Here is a 16,698-nt window from a genome sequence, read left to right as displayed (position 1 = left end):
AGTAGTTGACCCTAAACAGCCACCGTTCCCCGTGTTGTCGGAATGGTGGCTGTTTTTTGGCTTAAACGGCGTTCGTTGATAGGTTAATTTAATATCCAATTGGTTAAAATTGATAACTAATAAAGGCCCCTAACCACTGATTAGGACAAATATCGCGTATGATAGGGACGAACCCAATGGTTGGTTAGTCAATTCGGGTTAACCAATTGGTCAATAAGTAAGAGGTGGTTAGAAAAGGTAAGTGGGCGGTCATAATTTAGGATTACGCTCAAGGGTCTTAGCCGTTATGCTTTAGATGTAAACGGTTACAAGAAACTAGATAGTTGAAAAAAGTTTTGGGGGAGGTAAGTATCATGAGTAAAGCTCAGTTATGGAAACAACGGTTCTTCTACGGGTCAACCGACTTAGCTGGGAACTTGATTTGGCAAATTGTTGGACTGTATCTGCTGTTCTACTACACCACGGTCATGGGGATTTCACCGGCGTTTGTTGGGACCCTGTTCTTCGTGGTGCGGATCATCGACGCCTTTGATGGTGTGGTTTACGGGTTCTTGATCGACCACACGCACTCAAAATACGGCAAGGCGCGGCCATACTTCTTGTGGTTTGGGATTCCACTGGGGATTCTCACCATGCTGCTGTTCTTTAATCCATCATTTGGTGGCAGCAAGTTCTTTCAATTAGCTTGGATCTCATTGGTTTACACGTTATTTAGCTTAGTTTATTCCGGTGCGAACACACCAATTACCGCTATTTTACCAAGTCTGACGAAAGATCCTGACGAACGGACCAACCTGGCAAGTGCTCGGATGGTCATGACCAACATCGGGACCGCGGTCATTGGCGCGATTTCTCTGCCGATGGTTGCCAAATTAGGTGGCAAGAATGCCGAAAAGGGCTGGATGATTTGGGGGATTATCATTGGCTTGGCCATCATCATTCTGTTCTTCGGTGCCTTTGCCAATTTGCGAGAAAAAGATGACATCGTTGACCAATCTGCGGACGCGCCGGAAATCAAGGGGCATTTGTCCATCGGCGAATCCTTAAAGGGTGCCGCCAAGAACAAGCCGTGGGTCATCTTGAGTTTGAGTTTCATCTTACTACAAACCTTCTGGGTGATTCGGATGCAAACGGCGGTCTACTACCTGACTTACGTTTACCGGCGGGCAGACCTGGTCGGGGCCTTCAATGGGCTGGTCATCGTCGCCGTGATTGGGAACATTTCGATTCCGTTCTTAAGTAAATTTATGAAACACCGCAACGTCATGATCCTGTCGATGGCCGTCTTCGCGATTGGGGAAGCCATCATGCACTTCAAGAGCATTCCGCTGCTGTTTGCCGGCAATATTATCGCACTGATTGCCATGGGCGCGGCGTTCTCCATTTCCTTCGTCATGATTGCCGACACCGTCGAATACGCGCGGTCCGAAATGCACATTGACGAACCCGGGATCCTGTCTTCCGTGCCAATGGTCGGTGCCAAGCTGGGCATGGGCTTTGGTGGTTTAGTTTCAGGCTGGCTGTTGTCCTGGGGTGGCTTCCAAGCCTCCGCGAAGATTCAAGGCGCCAAGGCACTGACGGCCATCAGCACCAGCTTCGTTTGGTTACCAATCGTCTTGGCCTTGCTGATTCTGGTCATCCTGTTCTTCTTCTACCAATTGGATGAAGATGAAATCGCTTCGGCCAAAGCACTAGAAACCGAGAAGTTAGACGATGAAGACGCTTAAATTAACGCTCGGCCAGCCGGACTTTCCGGTGACCGTCACCTACTATCAACCGGCCGCCATCGCTGACTTCGACCAGCCACCGCGGCGGCCGTTGGTGATTCTACTGCCGGGGGGCGGCTACCAATTCTACAGTGACCGGGAAAATGAGATCGTGGCCCTTCAGTATTTGGCCGCGGGCTATGCCGTCGCCGTGGTGGCTTACCGGTTAATTGACCAGCCACCGGTCTACCCGACCGCGCTGTATCAGCTGACCCAAATCGTCACCACGTTTCAACGACACGCCGCGACCTACGCCATCGACGCGCACCGCATCTTGCTGGTCGGCTTCTCGGCCGGGGGTCACGTGGCCGCCTTGTACGCCGATTTGTGGCCCCAGTTGGTGCAAACGTGTGGCTTGCCGGCAACGCTGGGCGCAATCCAAGCCGTGGTGTTGGCCTATCCCGTGATTGGCTTGCGGCTGGGCTGGCCGACAGATGCGGCGACCCGGCAAGCCATTAGCGGCGACTGGGACCTGACGGAGGCCGACCAACTGGTCACGAGCCAAAATCCACCGACGTTTATTTGGACTACGAAAACGGACGAACTGGTCCCGCCACAAAATGCGCAGGACTATGTACAGGCACTACAACGCGTCGGGGTGCCAGTCCGGTTCCATCTGTATCCGCACGGTCCCCACGCGTTGAGCCTGGCGCGGCCCCTCACGGCATTTGCCGCCGGGGCAGACCACGACGCCACGTTCGGCGAGCGCTACGTCGAGCCCACGGTAGCCACCTGGTTTGCCGACCAGTTGGCCTGGCTACGGCGCTTGATTTAGGAGGGGCGCTTGCCCGGCCGGGTGGAGGACGAGGTTAAGGCAGGTGTTAACTGCCCACTGCGGGTCAAGTAGACGCTTGTTGGTAGGCGGCAAGTAAGAACTGTGTTACGGAAAACAGCTGGGTTTACATCAGTCCGGATTGGTGCTAAAACGTAGCCAGTAACCCCGGGCGCCATGGGGATGACGCGCGGGTGGACGGTGAGAGCCCAGTGATTGCAGCATCAAATTTCGGAGTAACGGCATTTCACGAAAAGGGGTAATCACAATGTTGAATGATACGACAACCAAGCAGTCTTTGGGGTACGACGATGAGTTGAAACGACTGCAAGCCATGCACGTTTCTAGCGTTGAGGATGGGGTCACCAGCTGGATCAAGGAACGTGATCCGATTCACACGTTTGAGCCATTGGTTTGGGAGACGGTGGCGGGCATTGAGCAGAATCCGCAGCTGCCAACGGATCTGTTCAGTCTACGGCAAGGGACCGAAACCTCGGGACAGCGGGATCTGACGCATGTAGAAATGAAGATTGAAATGCAACAGATCGTCTCCATGAATCGGCGAGTCCGGGTGATTCGCATCGCCCGAATGGACCGGTTGACCGCGGATAAGGCGCTGATCTATTTCCACGGTGGCGCCTATTACGGTGGGACGCCCGAAGATGTGTTGCTGGCGCTGAAGTTTGTGGCGGAACAAGCCAACTGCGTGGTCTACAACGTGGATTACGCCCTGGCGCCCGAACAGGCCTATCCAGCGGGCATTCTCGATGGCTTAGCGGTCGTGGCCGCCATGACCAAGAATTATCAGGAAATCTCGTTAGGCGGGGATTCTGCCGGCGGGTCGATTGCCTTGGCGGTCAGCCAGCTGTGCAAGTCCATGGGCATTTGCACGATTGCCAGTCACCTGTTGTTCTACCCGACGCTGATTCAGGGCTCGGATCTCAACGGCCCGCTGTGGGACGACCGCAGCATTCCTATCGTCGATGAGCAACGGGATGCGCTGCACCGCAGTTACCAACTGTTTGAACAGCTCGATACCATCATGAGTGGGTATTACGTGGCGGATCAGCCGGTCGATCTGACGGCACCGCTGCTGTCGCCGTTACTAGCGGATCCGGAGACCTTCCACAAGGTCACGGTGCTGGTCGGCGAATACGACCCATTCCGATTACAAGACGAGGCCTTTATCAAGAAGGTTGGCCACGCCAATGACGACGCCACGTACTTCCGGTATGGCGGCATCAGCCACGCGTTTCTCAACTTCACGGGCAACGTGCCCGCGGTGGAAGACGCACTGGCCACGGCGGCACGACTGATTTAAACGTTACGAGTTATGGGGGAGATTATTTTGACTTTACGCGACTATCATTTAACGTTAAACGACGTAGCGGACCACCAACCGGAGTACCTGGAAACGGTGTTCTCCTTGGCAAACGGCCACTTTGGGGTGCGGGCCAACGACCCGATTACGGGCAATCCCATTACCGGGACGCTCATCAATGGCTTTTATGAAACAGCCCCCATCACCTATGGGGAGGCCGGTATCGGCTACGCGACGCAGCACCAGACGATTTTAAATTTGCCCGATCTGCGGCACTTGCACGTGGCCACGGCCACCGGGCATGACTTCACCAACAGCGAACGGACCGGCGTCGATTTGGACCTCTCAACCGGCGCGTTGGTCGAGCACTATACGCTGCAGACCTTGCAGGGCGAGACCATCAAGATGACCGTCAAATCAGCCATTGGTCAGACCAAGACGGAATTTTGGGCCATCGACTACAGCTTTTCGGCGGGCAATTTTGCCGGCGGTCTCGTCGTCAGCAAGGCCATTGCGGTGCCGGCCGAAGCCGAAGCGATTGCCTCCGCTGACCCACGGAAGACGCGGATGGCGGGGCTGCCGATTTGCGAAACGGCCTTTGTCAGTCGGGACCTCCAACGTTACCACGTTAAGACACGGCAGACCAAGCTGGCCGTGACCATTTACCTGGGCATTCTGACGGAAGGGGCCAGCCTGTTGCGCCAGAACGTTGACCTGAGTGATCAGGGGACGCACAGTCTGACCTACGAAGTCTATGTCGGTGAAATGGGCCAGCAAAATACCATCGATCCCGCCGCGCCGTTCATGGCCAACTCATTGTCGGCCTTGCTGGCAGACAGCCGTGAATTCTGGCAGGACGTGTGGAACCGCAGTGAGGTCACGGTCGGGGGCAACGACGAACTCGATTTGGCCATCCACTACAACCTGTTCCAGCTGAATCAAGCGGCTGGCCGGGATGGGCGCACCAACATTGCGGCTAAGGGGCTCAGTGGCTCTGGCTACGAGGGCCACTATTTCTGGGACACGGAAATGTACATGTTGCCGTACTTCATTTACACGAATCAAAAAATGGCGCGGCAGCTCCTGTTGTACCGTTACCAGACCTTACCCAAGGCGCGGCAACGGGCACGGGCGTTGGGCGTGACCCAAGGCGCGCTGTTTGCTTGGCGGACCATCAACGGTGAAGAGGCCTCCGCGTACTTCCCGGCCGGCACCGCCCAGTATCACATCGATGCGGACGTGGCCTACGCCGTGGGCAAGTACTATGAGATTACCCGCGACATCGACTTCATTGAGCAGTGTGGCTTTGAAATGGTTTTGGAAACGGCCCACTTCTGGGAAGCCTTTGGGTCCTGGCATCAGGTCGGGACGGACAGTCGCTTTGAATTTCATACGGTGACCGGACCGGACGAATATACCGCGCTGGTCAATAACAATTACTACACCAATCGGTTGGCCAAGCATAACTTTAACTTGGTCACCTACCTGGCCCGTGAGATCCTCAAGGATGACCCGCACGGCCTCGAAAAATTTGGCATCGGCTCCGCGGACTTGGACGTCTTTGACAATCTGGCCCAACACGTTTACCTGCCTTACAGTCAAGAATTGCGGATCAACGAACAGGATGACAGCTTCTTGAGCAAGCCGCGGTGGCCGGTCGATCAGTCGGCACCGGAGAACTTCCCGTTACTGCTGCACTACCACCCGTTGACCATTTACCGTTACCAGATTGCCAAGCAGGCCGACACGTTGTTAGCGGACTATCTGTTCCCAGAGGACCTGTCGCTGTCGCAATTAAAACGCGAGTACCACTACTATGAAGGCGTTACGACTCACGATTCATCCTTGTCACGCTCCATCTTCAGCATTCTAGCGGCGCGGATGGGCGACACGGAAAAGGCCTACCACTACTTCATGGATACGGCGCAAATGGATCTGGTCAACCTCCAAAAGAACACCGCCGACGGTCTGCATTTGGCCAATCTCGGCGGTAGCTGGTTGGCGCTGGTGGCCGGCTTTTCGGGCTTCTACGTCCAAGACGAGGTGGTCCACTTCACCAATCACTTGCCGAAGGAACTGACACGGTTGACCTACCGAATGAAGATCGCCGCAAGCGTCTTGGAGATCGAACTGACGGCCACCACGACCAACGTGACGGTTATCAGCGGGCCCATTCCGACGTACGGCGTCAGCGTCAACGGTCATCTGGTTTCCCTGGAAAAGGTCAGTTAGTGGCCGGCATCAAGCAGAATAGAATTGAAAAAGCAGCTGCTCTCGCGAGGTTGGTCGTGGGGGTGGCTGCTTTGGTCTCCTAGTCAATTAGCACGAGGTGAGCTGGTAATCCAGGCCAGATATGCTATACTATTTGCATGAAAAATCAGACGGCTAGTGTTGAACGTCCCGTTTGAGATAGGGGACTACCATTTCATGAACGAGGTTATCAATTACTTCCAGTCCATTAAGATTCGGGGGATGGGCTGGATTTTATTAGGTTGCTTATATTTATTCGCCAACCCACCCCTCCTGATTATCGTTTACCTTTACATCGCGGCGGTGATGGTGCTGCGGACCTGGCTGGCCAACTTTCCTCACCCGGCCAAGATTGGCTTGACCGTGGTGTACGGGCTCCTGATGGTGATTCAGATCGTCTTCGTTTCGGTCGGGGTCTTTCCGTTGCGGGGACTCTTCCCGGCTTATTTGGTGGCTAAATTGGTCGGCGTGATGCTGGTCGTCTTGCCATTATGGGTCGAACGGTTCGTGACGACCAACAACCAGACCGCGTTTTACCTTCCCACGGTCGAAGAGGCCGCGACGGTCAGCTTTGATGAGCTGCGCCAGAGTGCCGACAAACTCAGCGACCTCCTCAACAGCGCCGCCGAGGCCAAGGAAAAGGTCTCCGTCGACCACGTGAAGACGATCATTGAGAATCTGCCGCGACACAGCGCCGTTCATTACATCAATCACGGCACCCTGACCCCGGCTTACTTTGCGGCGGTTCAGGCCACGATGACGGACGCGCGCATCTACTTGGCCGTCTCGAATACTGGGAGTGCGGCCAGCGAGATGATCTCGGTGTTCACGCGCAAGCAGTTCAATCACGTGTCGTTGGCGTTTGACCGGGACTTGAAGACGATCATCAGCTATAACGGCGGCGATAACGTCTATCCCCCCGGCATGAACGCCGAGACGCTGGAGTTCTTCCACCAAAAGGCGGGGGCGTCCCTGCTGGTCTACAGTTTGCCGGTGACGGTGGCCCAAAAGCAAGCCATTGCCGAGAAGATTGCCGAAATCAACCGTGAGGGCAGCGCCTACAACATGGTCGGGCTGGTGTCCAAGCATTCCGCCAAGCCCAACATCATGTTTTGTTCGCAGTTCGTCTACACCATGCTCAAACAGGCGGGCGTGGCCTACTTCGACATGAAGCCGGGTGAGGTTCGCCCGACGGACTTGATTGAACAAGACTATTATAAAAAATTGAAATTTGAGTATGAATTAAAATTTTAAGTGCAGTTAATCACGTGTGTCGCCAACGCCCAGTTGGTTACACACGTTTTTTGGCGAGTTGGAAGCGCCACGGCGGGCAGAAATTTTGACAAATAGGCGTTGTGCTCCGGTAGACTTTATGCTAAATTTATACTTGTAAGCGCTTGCTAAAACGTTTAACCTGGCTGACTAAGCCGGCAATTTTAGTGATAGGCCTTATAATTTTATACATATACGGAGGAGATTCATGATGAAGTTCGGTAAGCAAGTTCTGGGCGTCTTAGCAGTTACAGCGGGGGCCGTTGCCATGATCGGTGGCACCACCACTGCCCAAGCCAAGAAGAAGACCACGACCAAGCCCGTGACCATTTACTTGACCCGCCATGGGGAAACGACTGGGAACGTGATGGGCCGGGTCCAAGGCTGGAGTGACTTCCCACTGACCAAGAACGGGACCAAGGTCGCCAATGACCTCGGCCGCGGGTTAAAGGGCAAGAAGTTTGTGGCGGCTTACGCGGGGAACCTGACGCGCCAACAAGTCACGGCCAAGCACGCCCTGAAGTACTCTGGCAACAAGAAGGTCAAGGTCAACGTTTCCAAGTACCTGCGTGAAGGCGGCTACGGTAGCTTTGAAGGGGACAGCATTGCGGCAGACAACGCCTTGATCGCCGGTGTTTACGGCTTCAAGAACGGTGACGAAATGATGGCCAAGCAAGGCAAGAACTACTGGACCAAGCTGCAAGACGCTTACTACAAGCTGGACAAGAAGAACAGCCAAAAGACGAAATTGGTCAAGGCTGACCGGGCTGAAAGTTCCAAGCAAGTTGAAAAGCGGATGGCTAAGGAAATGAAGACCATTGCCAAGGCAACCAAGAAGCGCGGCGGCGGTAACGTGCTGGTCGTTAGTTCCGGGATGTCCATCAACGAATACCTCTCAACGGTCACCAAGAAGTACAAAGGCACGCCGCTGAAGAACGTTTCCGTGACTAAGCTGGTTTACAAGAACGGTAAGCTCAGCGTTTCTGGTAACATTGGCTCCATGTACTACGCTAACAAGGGTGCTAAGCTCGCCAAATAAATAGCTTCATAAAAGCGCGTGACCAGACAGCTGGCCCGCGTTTTTGTGTATAATGAGATTAATTCTTGAAGGTTGAAAGAGAAATTAATGCGCTGATTGGCGTAACGGCGGTATTCTGACACTCAAAATTGTCGAAACCAGGGGCCTGCGTCAGGCTAGGGTGGGGCCTGCTCTGGGGAACACCTCCAGCCTGAGGGGCGGTCTTCCGGTTCGCTTGAAAGCCTGGCAAAAACCGCCAGTCTCTCAAGTCGTCCCGCGCTGTAGGCTGAGAAAAAACCTCAGCCAACACCGCCGACACAGCTGGCTCCACCCTGGCTGCCTCCGGCAAGTTGACGGCTATCAGCAACACTGTGTTAATGAAAGACCTGTCGTCAATGCAGCTGCTATCTGGGGTTAAGACAATTGTTACTGGCAAGCACTACCGTAGCCGAGAGTTCGCCAAATATGGGTTCAGCCGTGGGAGTTGTCTAAGCGGCGCGGTTCGTGCCGCTTAGACAACTGGCGTCTTTGAGACGTGAACTTCGGCTCAAAGCGAGGTGTCGAGACCGCCCTTTGGCTCGGCCCGTCCGCCCCAGCGCTCCAACCCATATTTGGCGAACGGTAGGCGGCCAGTTCACATTATGTGGCTGTAAACGACTATCTTTGACGTCACGAACCGCATGATAACAGTAGTTTCAACTGATTCTCGTCTTTCAACCTTCAATTAATTCTGTCAGTGAGGTGAGGGGTATGCCAGTCTTCTACCATTTGATCACGCGCCAGGCCGTCCATGAGCGGCAGGTTTTTGATTTTTCACAGGGTCAGGCCAACGTCCAGGCCAAGGTCTTTTGGGGCCACGGCGAGCAATTGCCCTGGGACCAGTTGTTAAAAACGCCGCGGCTAACGCTGACGCCGGCACAGACCACGCAGTTGCGTCGCGACCGAGACCGTCAAGTCCACGCACTGCGGGAAACGGTGTTGGAACTGGTCCGGTTGCGCGACCACCCCGACTACCCGTCGCGACTGGCCTGCCTGTTTGCCGCCCGGACCTATGATCACGCGCTGGCCTGGCGTGACTTGTTTGAAAAGAATGGCCGGCAAGTCTTGCAAATGGTCCAGATCACCACGACCGGGCCCACGTTTGCCGGGGATGCCGGTCTGTTGCCCGCCACGGATGGGGCCGCGGTGCGCGACCAGCTCGCCCAAGCCCAGCGGTATTGGGATACGCCGGCGCCGCAAGCACAGCTCAGTGAGGTCTTGTTGGGTGGCCGGTGCGTTGTGACGCGGATTGTGCGGACATTTTAACTGAATGATTAAGAAATTTATGGGTCGGATGATACCGGCCTTTTATATTCAATACTAATCTCACTAATAGCCGGATTATTATAAAATTTATGGAGTGAAAGTGCTTGCTAATGGGCGACCAATCACTTAAGATAGTAACCATCGAAGGTTGTTGGAATAGGATTTTGAGAGGAGCTGGCAAGATTGCAAATGAAACGGATCATGTGGTTAAGCTTATTGATGGCGATGTTAGGTGGCGTGGGGGTTCCGACCGGGGCGCAGGCGGCTACCTGGCATCACGGCACACCGAAGCACTTACGGGGCATGTATCAATCGACCACGCCCATTGGCAAGCACTCGGCGGCGGGATTTGCGCCGGTGATTGAGGTCAAAGCCAAGACGTTTAGCCTGAACATCTCGAACAATCCGTTACAATTAGTGAAGCACCTCAAGTATCAACACGTGCATGGGCATTATCAGTTCAAGGGCACACTCCAGCACATCGGCTTTGTGCTGGGTGGCAAGGTGACATTTGGCCTGAAGAAGAAAGGCCACAGCCTTTACTTCGTGCAGAATCGTCACAATAACTTTGCGATGCCCGACCGGTTTAAGCTGACGACTCACGTGAAAGGATAGGCGCATGAAACGATCGATTGGCATGTTGTTATTGCTAGTGAGCCTGGGCGGCGGTCTCACCATGACCCAACCTGCCATGGCTCAGGGGAAACGGACGCTGCGGTCTTTTCCCAAGCGGTTTCGGGGGACTTGGTATACCTACGATAGCGGTCGGTACCATCGGATAAAAATCACGGCCAAAACGATGCGGTCTGATGGTTGGACCTATCGGCTTCACTCGCGGTCAGTGTCCGCCACAGGAAATCCCAATTCGACCCGCCACCAACACTGGATCATTGCGACGGTCGGCAAAAAGTGGCTGTGGACTTCTGACTGGAACCAGACCATGGGGTATGGCAGTTATTATGGTAAGCAACATCGACGGCTGAATGGAAAAAACTACGCCGCTCTACAAATGGCTCATGGCCGTAACATTCAAACCGATGGGTATGCCTATCATAGTAAGGCGACGGCTAAGCGGTTCGCTAACCAGTAACTTGAGGTGGTTGCTTCTCCGCTGTCTGGCACATGCTATACTGATGCCAGACAATCTTTAGGAGGAACTACCCATGACCATCACCATTAATTCCGCGCAACCGCAAGACCTAGCCCAAATCATGACCATCGAAAAAGCTGGCTTCACGCCCGCCGAAGCGGCTAGTGAAGCCAGCATGGCCGAACGGATTCGGCTGATTGCGGATACCTTTTTGGTCGCCAAGGAAGGCGATATGGTGCGGGGATACATCGTCGGTCCCGCTTTTGACCAGCGCTATTTGACCGACGCCCTATTCGAGAAATCAACGCCCAACAATGCCACGGATTCCTACCAGACGGTGCTGAGCTTGGCAGTTAGTCCGGACTACCGTCAATCGGGATTGGGGAGCCAATTGCTCACGGCGTTAGCACAAGTTGCGCGCCACCAACACCGCCAAGCCGTGACCCTGACCTGCCTGCAGCGCCTGGTCCCGTTTTACGAGCGCAATGGCTACGTTAACGAGGGTGTCTCGGCGTCGACGCATGCGGGCGAGACCTGGTACAACCTGGTCTTACCATTAACCGATTAGCTTGAGGCCAATCGTCGCCCCTAAAATGACGGTGACCCACACCAGCTTGCGCCAGTCCTTGGACTCGTGGAAAAATAACATCCCGGTGATCACGCCACCGGCGGCCCCAATCCCAGTCCAGACGGCATAGGCGGTCCCCATGGGCAGCGTCTTAAGCGCCAGTTCCAGACCGCCAAAGCTGAGGGTAAAGGCGACAATCATCGCGAGCCACAGCCACAACTTCTTCGCATGCAGGGCCCAGTTCATGAAGGTCACGCCGAGCATTTCGCTCAGCCCGGCAAAAATTAGGAATAGCCAAGCCATGATTAGTGGCCTCCTTTCGTGGTAAATTGTAGCCCACCGATGCCGATGAGTAAGAGCCCAATCAAGGCAAGCTTAGCCAGGCTGACGGGTTCACCAAAGGCCAGCATCCCCACGCTGGTGGTGCCCAAGGTTCCCAACCCAACGAAGACAGCGTAGGCCGTACCGGCGGGGATGTGCCGGCTGGCCCGAATCAGAAAATAAAAACTTAAATAAACAGCGATGCCAGTGATTAACCATTCCCATGGTGTCGTGGCGTGTTTAAACCCCACGACCCAGCTGACTTCAAAGACCGCGCCGAGAACGACGGTCACCCAATGTTGCCACATAAAAAGATCCTCCTTATACAGAAAAAGCCCGAGAAATTTTGTCAGTCATTGACAAAATCTCCCAGGCTTTTTCCCTTCCGTGTCTGCGGCTTAAGCCACAGGTTCTCTCTCGGACCAGACCCAATTGGCGGAACCCTAGAGAACAAAAGTATTCAGTTTGATACGGTAGCGCTAGTTTAGCACATCCGGAAAATTGGGGCAAGGGGTGTTGGAAAATGTTTGATGTTAACCGGTTTCATCTTTATAATAGAAGGTGTTGTGAATAACATCACACACAAACCAGTATTCAACCAATCACAACTATCACAAAAACAGTTAGGAGCGATTTTTAATGACACAGATGTTTGGGAGTCCCGCTTCATATGTTCAAGGTAAAGGTGTTTTGTTTGATAGTGTTCAATACTTAGAAAAATTAGGCCGCAAACCCATTTTAATGGCGGATACTGCCGTTTACAAAATTGTCGGTGACCAATTTAAAGACTACTTAACCGAAAACAAATTTGATGTCCACAAGGTCATCTTTCGCGGAGAGGCCTCACCGGAAGAGATCGACCGGATCACGGGCATCGGTAGCGACTTTGGCCCCGACGTTGTGATCGGGTTAGGCGGCGGGAAGACCTTGGATTCCGCCAAGGCCATCGCCGACAACTTGAAGGTGCCAGTGGCCATCTTGCCATCACTGGCTTCGACCGATGCGCCTTGCTCGCGGTTGTCTGTTATTTATCACGAAGACGGATCGTTCAAGGCTTACCGGTTCTATGACAAGAACCCTGACCTGGTCCTGATCGATACTCGCTTGGTTGCTGGGGCCCCAGCGCGCTTATTGGCTTCCGGAATTGCGGACGCCTTAGCGACGAACGTTGAAGCCCAAGCCGTTGCCAAGGGGAACAGCGACAACATGTTGGGGGCCAAGCAGACCTTGGTTGGTAACGCGATTGCCCAAAAATGTGAAGATACGCTGTTCAAGTACGGTCGGTTGGCCCTGGCTTCCGTCAAGCAACACGCCGTGACCGATGCCTTGAACAAGATCGTTGAAGCCAACACCTTGATGAGTGGGGTCGGCTTTGAAAGTGGCGGCTTGTCCGCGGCCCACGCCATTCATGATGGGTTGACCGCGTTAGACGGCCCAATCCACGAACTGACCCACGGGGAAAAGGTGGCTTACGGCACGTTGACCCAACTCTTCTTGGAAGGTCGGACTGAAGAAGAATTCGACCGCTACCTGGCTTTTGACCTGTCATTAGGATTACCAACGACCTTAGCAGACCTGAAGATTCCAGACGTTACGGATGCAGAACTCTTAAAGGTCGGCGAACAAGCCACGGCACCCGCAGATACCATGGACCGGATGCCATTCGAAGTCACTCCAGACGACGTGGCCCAAGCCATGCGTGGGGTCGATGCGTACAGTCGGGCTTATCAGGCAAGAATGCAGAAATAGCCAGGTTGAACCCGTTTGAAAATTCGGTGAGGTGGTCGGCGCGTTCAAGAGTGGTTTGACTGCCCAATGTTGTTTCACGTGAAACAAATAGCTGGCATCATCAAAAAAGACTTTTTCAGAATTTTAGTCGTTCTGAAAAAGTCTTTTTTTAGTGGTTGGGTTAACCATTGCCAAGCGCGGTCACAGGCTCCCGTTTCAATCGGCAGCGAGCAGATTAGTCGATCGTCCGGTATTCCGGCACCCATTTTATGGCCGCAACGGCTTGCTTGGCGTTTGCGATGGGTTCTTTGTTCAACTGTTGGTCCAGGACACTTTGGGCCACGATTTCAGCCAATTTTTGTGAGAATTCCGTCAATTGAGAAACAGGTGGTAAGACCGCCGCACCGGGCTGGGTCGTGTCAACGATACCGCCAAGGGCGTGGCAAGCGGCAGATAACGTTTCGCCGTTTAAGACCTTCGCCGTTGCGGCAATTAGGCCGAAGCCCAAGCCGGGGTACATTAAGGCGTTGTTGCCTTGGCCAATGTGGTAGGTCGTGCCCTGGTAATCGACGTCGTCAGCGGGAATCCCCGTTGCGATGAGGGCCTTGCCGTCCGTCCATTTGATGAGGTCGGCAGCGGTTGCTTCGGCCAATTTGGTCGGGTTAGACAGGGGGAAAATGATTGGCCGTGGCGTGTGGGCGGCCATGTCCTTGACGATGTCTTCCGTAAAGGTTCCGGGCTGGGTGGAAGTCCCAATCAAGACCGTCGGGTGAACCGTCTTGACCACGGCGGCCAAAGTCGTTAAGTCGTCAGCGTTAGTGAATTCGGAGCGCTCGCGCGTAAAGGGCTGCTGTGCGGCGGTCAAGTCCGGCGTATCCGTAAATAACAGCCCTTGCTTGTCGACCGCGTAGAAATGCTTGCGAGCTTCTGCTTCAGATAGGCCGGCGCGTTGTAATTCATCGAGAATCTGGTTGGCAATGCCCATGCCGGCAGTTCCGGCACCGAACGTGACAAATTTTTGGTCCTTGATATCTTCCTTAGAGATGTTCAAGGCGCCTAAGATTCCGGCCAACACGACCATCCCAGTTCCCTGAATATCATCGTTGAAGGTGGCAAATTGGTCCTGGTACTTGTCAAGAATAACCTGCGCGTTAGCCCGGCCAAAGTCCTCCCAGTGGAGTAAGGATTCAGGGAAGAGCTTCCGTTCGGCCGTCACAAATTGGTCGATGATGTCCAGGTATGGGTCGCCAGTCAACCGTTGGTGATGGTTTCCTAAATAGAGCGGATCGTCGCGTAGCTTTTGGTTGTTCGTTCCGGCATCAATGCTGACGGGGAGGACTTGCGCGGGATCGATGCCGGCTGCGGCCGTGTAGACCATCAGCTTACCCACGGCGATGTCGACGCCGTTAACGCCCCAGTCGCCCATCCCTAAGATGCCTTCAGCGTCAGTGACGACGACCAAGCGGATATCACGGCCGCCAGCAGCGTTTTTCAGGGAAGCTTCGAAATCTTCGGGGTGGTCAACGGAAAGGAACGCGGCGTTTTGAGGATCCGTGAAGAGGTGACTGTATGCTTCAATAGAATCTGCCACCGTGGGATCATACACGATGGGCATGAATTCAACGACGTGGTCAGCCATCAAGCGGAAGAAGAGGGTCCGGTTTTCATTGAACAGGGTCATCAGGTAGAGGCGCTTTTCCAAGTGACTGGACTTGCTTTGGAACTGCGCGTAAGCCTGCGTGACCTGTTCAGCCAGCGTTTGGACGTGGGCAGGTAGTGTGCCGACCAGGCCGAGAGCGTGGCGTTCGGCTTGCGTAAAGGCTGTGCCCTTGTTTAGAAAGGGGTTATTTAAAATTGCATCTGCGTTTTTCATAAATGATGCCTCCAGTTATTTGATTAACTCTATAGAAACAGCATAGCGGCGGGAGGCGGGTATAGTCAAATGTGGCAGTGACTATAAAAATAATTTATAATGGGGCTACAATCAGTGTGATAAAGGGGCGTTAAAATGAACACAAAAGACTTGGCCTATTTCGATCGCCTAATTAAATTAAAAAACTTTTCGCAGGTGGCTAACGAATTTGGGGTCACCCAGCCGACGATCACCATGGCGATTCAGCGATTAGAGGCCGAATTTCAGGCGAAACTCGTCTTGCGGGACCGGGTTCATCATGAATTGGTGGTGACGGCAAGTGGCCGGCAGCTGGCCGTTCACGCGGAATCAGTGCTCCAGGAGTTGACCTTGGCCCACCAGGAAATCACGCACTTAACGCAGGATCAGACGGTTTTGGGGCTCCCACCGATCATCGAAAATTACTACTTTCCCCAGGTGGCGGCGTCCCTGCAGAAACGGGGGATGCTGGCAGATATCCGAACCTTGACGGGCGGGTCGGTCTGGCTCCGGAATGCCCTGCGTGATGGGCAGGCGGACCTGGCCTTATTAGGGTCGACGGCACCGCTTGCCTATAAGTCGTTGATTGCCGAAGAATTTGATCGCCAACCGTTCAACATCTTTGTGTCGGCGGCGCACCCGTTAGCCAAGCGCAAACGGATTTACTTTAGTGAATTGAAGCAAGAAAAGTTTGTTCTCTTTAATCATAGTTTTGTGCATAACACGGCATTTAATCTGTTAACGCGGCGGAACCATTTCCGACCAGACGTTGTTTTCCGGGCGACGGATACCCATGCGATTATGAATCTAGTCGCGGAAAATGTGGGGGTCACTTTCCTAACGGGCATCGTTGACCAGCACCGTCCCGATGTGGCGCGGCTAGAATTGCTGGATGACGAGCAACCCGCGTTTCTGTCGAGTATCGTTTACCGGTCGTCACACGTCTTGACCCCGGCCCAGCAACAGGTGCTGACCGTCTTGCGGGCGACGTTGACCAGGTCGTGACCGGCCCCCGGTCTTGGGGCGCTGGGTTAGTGAGGCGGCGTGCCCAAGTCGGGCCAGTGGCACACGTTGCGGTAGTGCATTCAGCAGCACCACCAACCGAAAAAATAGCATCATCCAGAGGCGTCCCGTCGCAATTGGCGGGGCGCTTTTCAGGGCTGAAAGATAATGAAAGCGTTACCAGAAACTGAACAAAACGCCCTTTTTTGTCGAATAAGTGACTAATTTCACGATAAATACAATCGTTTGTATTTCGATAATCATGCGATTTTGGCGTCTTTTCTGAAAATTCGATGCGGAAAAACGCCTTAAAATTTCGCTGGGAGGTTGCTATACTGAAAACGATTTAAAAATGACTGTATCAGTCATCATAACTTAGATAAAAGGTGCCGCG

The 16,698-nt window shown here is 53.9% G+C and carries 15 protein-coding genes and 1 riboswitch; of the genes, 12 read left to right on the top strand and 3 right to left on the bottom strand.

What is annotated here, in order from left to right:
- Nucleotides 1–353: 353 nt before the first annotated feature.
- The 10 genes from LKH74_RS06540 to LKH74_RS06495 all read left to right on the top strand — a co-directional run bounded on the left by LKH74_RS06540 (nucleotide 354) and on the right by LKH74_RS06495 (nucleotide 11,362).
- The gene (locus LKH74_RS06540) at nucleotides 354–1,727 is read left to right on the top strand and encodes an MFS transporter (RefSeq protein ID WP_287788752.1); all 1,374 of its coding nucleotides are present in this window, start codon (nucleotides 354–356) and stop codon (nucleotides 1,725–1,727) included.
- Nucleotides 1,714–2,541 carry an alpha/beta hydrolase gene (locus tag LKH74_RS06535; protein WP_287788751.1) on the top strand — a complete coding sequence of 276 codons (828 nt, stop codon included), beginning with the start codon at nucleotides 1,714–1,716 and terminating at the stop codon, nucleotides 2,539–2,541. Before LKH74_RS06540 ends, LKH74_RS06535 begins: the two co-directional genes overlap by 14 nt.
- Before the next feature lie 265 nt (nucleotides 2,542–2,806).
- Nucleotides 2,807–3,859 carry an alpha/beta hydrolase fold domain-containing protein gene (locus LKH74_RS06530; RefSeq protein ID WP_135368719.1) on the top strand — a complete coding sequence of 351 codons (1,053 nt, stop codon included), beginning with the start codon at nucleotides 2,807–2,809 and terminating at the stop codon, nucleotides 3,857–3,859.
- A gap of 27 nt (nucleotides 3,860–3,886) precedes the next feature.
- Nucleotides 3,887–6,091 carry a glycoside hydrolase family 65 protein gene (locus LKH74_RS06525; protein WP_287788750.1) on the top strand — a complete coding sequence of 735 codons (2,205 nt, stop codon included), beginning with the start codon at nucleotides 3,887–3,889 and terminating at the stop codon, nucleotides 6,089–6,091.
- 195 nt (nucleotides 6,092–6,286) lie between these two features.
- Nucleotides 6,287–7,363: a hypothetical protein gene (locus LKH74_RS06520; protein WP_287788749.1), complete on the top strand. Its 1,077-nt coding sequence runs from the start codon at nucleotides 6,287–6,289 to the stop codon at nucleotides 7,361–7,363.
- 226 nt (nucleotides 7,364–7,589) lie between these two features.
- The gene (locus tag LKH74_RS06515) at nucleotides 7,590–8,420 is read left to right on the top strand and encodes a histidine phosphatase family protein (protein ID WP_225428722.1); all 831 of its coding nucleotides are present in this window, start codon (nucleotides 7,590–7,592) and stop codon (nucleotides 8,418–8,420) included.
- A gap of 729 nt (nucleotides 8,421–9,149) precedes the next feature.
- Nucleotides 9,150–9,704: a DUF2441 domain-containing protein gene (locus LKH74_RS06510; RefSeq protein ID WP_287788746.1), complete on the top strand. Its 555-nt coding sequence runs from the start codon at nucleotides 9,150–9,152 to the stop codon at nucleotides 9,702–9,704.
- 183 nt (nucleotides 9,705–9,887) lie between these two features.
- Nucleotides 9,888–10,319 (top strand): hypothetical protein, encoded by a 432-nt coding sequence (locus LKH74_RS06505; RefSeq protein ID WP_287788745.1) that lies wholly within the window; start codon nucleotides 9,888–9,890, stop codon nucleotides 10,317–10,319.
- A gap of 4 nt (nucleotides 10,320–10,323) precedes the next feature.
- On the top strand, nucleotides 10,324–10,794 hold the full coding sequence (locus LKH74_RS06500; protein ID WP_287788744.1) for a hypothetical protein: 471 nt from the start codon (nucleotides 10,324–10,326) through the stop codon (nucleotides 10,792–10,794).
- A gap of 73 nt (nucleotides 10,795–10,867) precedes the next feature.
- Nucleotides 10,868–11,362, top strand: a complete 495-nt coding sequence (locus LKH74_RS06495; protein ID WP_287788743.1) for a GNAT family N-acetyltransferase — start codon at nucleotides 10,868–10,870, stop codon at nucleotides 11,360–11,362.
- Here the strand turns inward: LKH74_RS06495 and LKH74_RS06490 are convergent.
- Nucleotides 11,351–11,665 (bottom strand): DMT family transporter, encoded by a 315-nt coding sequence (locus LKH74_RS06490; protein WP_135368712.1) that lies wholly within the window; start codon nucleotides 11,663–11,665, stop codon nucleotides 11,351–11,353. The genes LKH74_RS06495 and LKH74_RS06490 overlap by 12 nt on opposite strands.
- A gap of 2 nt (nucleotides 11,666–11,667) precedes the next feature.
- The gene (locus LKH74_RS06485; protein ID WP_287788742.1) at nucleotides 11,668–11,991 is read right to left on the bottom strand and encodes a DMT family transporter; all 324 of its coding nucleotides are present in this window, start codon (nucleotides 11,989–11,991) and stop codon (nucleotides 11,668–11,670) included.
- A 56-nt stretch (nucleotides 11,992–12,047) separates the two neighbouring features.
- A riboswitch (guanidine-I (ykkC/yxkD leader) is annotated at nucleotides 12,048–12,141 on the bottom strand.
- A 181-nt stretch (nucleotides 12,142–12,322) separates the two neighbouring features.
- On the opposite strand from LKH74_RS06485, the gene LKH74_RS06480 reads away from it, so the two are divergent.
- Entirely contained in the window at nucleotides 12,323–13,432 is a 1,110-nt protein-coding gene (locus LKH74_RS06480; protein ID WP_287788740.1) for a glycerol dehydrogenase, read from the top strand.
- Between the two features lie 214 nt (nucleotides 13,433–13,646).
- Here LKH74_RS06480 and LKH74_RS06475 read toward each other — a convergent pair whose 3' ends face one another.
- Complete coding sequence (locus LKH74_RS06475; protein ID WP_287788739.1) at nucleotides 13,647–15,284, bottom strand: malolactic enzyme; 1,638 nt, start codon at nucleotides 15,282–15,284, stop codon at nucleotides 13,647–13,649.
- A 135-nt stretch (nucleotides 15,285–15,419) separates the two neighbouring features.
- Here LKH74_RS06475 and LKH74_RS06470 point away from each other — a divergent pair, with 135 nt between their 5' ends.
- The gene (locus tag LKH74_RS06470; RefSeq protein WP_287788738.1) at nucleotides 15,420–16,307 is read left to right on the top strand and encodes a LysR family transcriptional regulator; all 888 of its coding nucleotides are present in this window, start codon (nucleotides 15,420–15,422) and stop codon (nucleotides 16,305–16,307) included.
- Nucleotides 16,308–16,698: the final 391 nt, after the last annotated feature.

The organism is Levilactobacillus sp. (genome assembly GCF_022646225.1).
Taxonomy (GTDB): Bacteria; Bacillota; Bacilli; order Lactobacillales; family Lactobacillaceae; genus Levilactobacillus; species Levilactobacillus suantsaiihabitans.
The sequence above is the reverse complement of the archived record's forward strand: the minus strand, read 5'-3'. Positions and strand labels throughout refer to the sequence as shown.

Bases quoted from the DNA above. Each gene is read 5' to 3' on its own strand.
- LKH74_RS06520 (WP_287788749.1), top strand. From the start codon at position 6,287: ATGAACGAGGTTATCAATTACTTCCAGTCCATTAAGATTCGGGGGATG.
- LKH74_RS06485 (WP_287788742.1), bottom strand. From the start codon at position 11,991: ATGTGGCAACATTGGGTGACCGTCGTTCTCGGCGCGGTCTTTGAAGTC.
- LKH74_RS06510 (WP_287788746.1), top strand. From the start codon at position 9,150: ATGCCAGTCTTCTACCATTTGATCACGCGCCAGGCCGTCCATGAGCGG.
- LKH74_RS06475 (WP_287788739.1), bottom strand. From the start codon at position 15,284: ATGAAAAACGCAGATGCAATTTTAAATAACCCCTTTCTAAACAAGGGC.
- LKH74_RS06480 (WP_287788740.1), top strand. From the start codon at position 12,323: ATGACACAGATGTTTGGGAGTCCCGCTTCATATGTTCAAGGTAAAGGT.
- LKH74_RS06470 (WP_287788738.1), top strand. From the start codon at position 15,420: ATGAACACAAAAGACTTGGCCTATTTCGATCGCCTAATTAAATTAAAA.
- LKH74_RS06530 (WP_135368719.1), top strand. From the start codon at position 2,807: ATGTTGAATGATACGACAACCAAGCAGTCTTTGGGGTACGACGATGAG.
- LKH74_RS06490 (WP_135368712.1), bottom strand. From the start codon at position 11,665: ATGGCTTGGCTATTCCTAATTTTTGCCGGGCTGAGCGAAATGCTCGGC.
- LKH74_RS06500 (WP_287788744.1), top strand. From the start codon at position 10,324: ATGAAACGATCGATTGGCATGTTGTTATTGCTAGTGAGCCTGGGCGGC.
- LKH74_RS06540 (WP_287788752.1), top strand. From the start codon at position 354: ATGAGTAAAGCTCAGTTATGGAAACAACGGTTCTTCTACGGGTCAACC.
- LKH74_RS06495 (WP_287788743.1), top strand. From the start codon at position 10,868: ATGACCATCACCATTAATTCCGCGCAACCGCAAGACCTAGCCCAAATC.
- LKH74_RS06515 (WP_225428722.1), top strand. From the start codon at position 7,590: ATGATGAAGTTCGGTAAGCAAGTTCTGGGCGTCTTAGCAGTTACAGCG.
- LKH74_RS06535 (WP_287788751.1), top strand. From the start codon at position 1,714: ATGAAGACGCTTAAATTAACGCTCGGCCAGCCGGACTTTCCGGTGACC.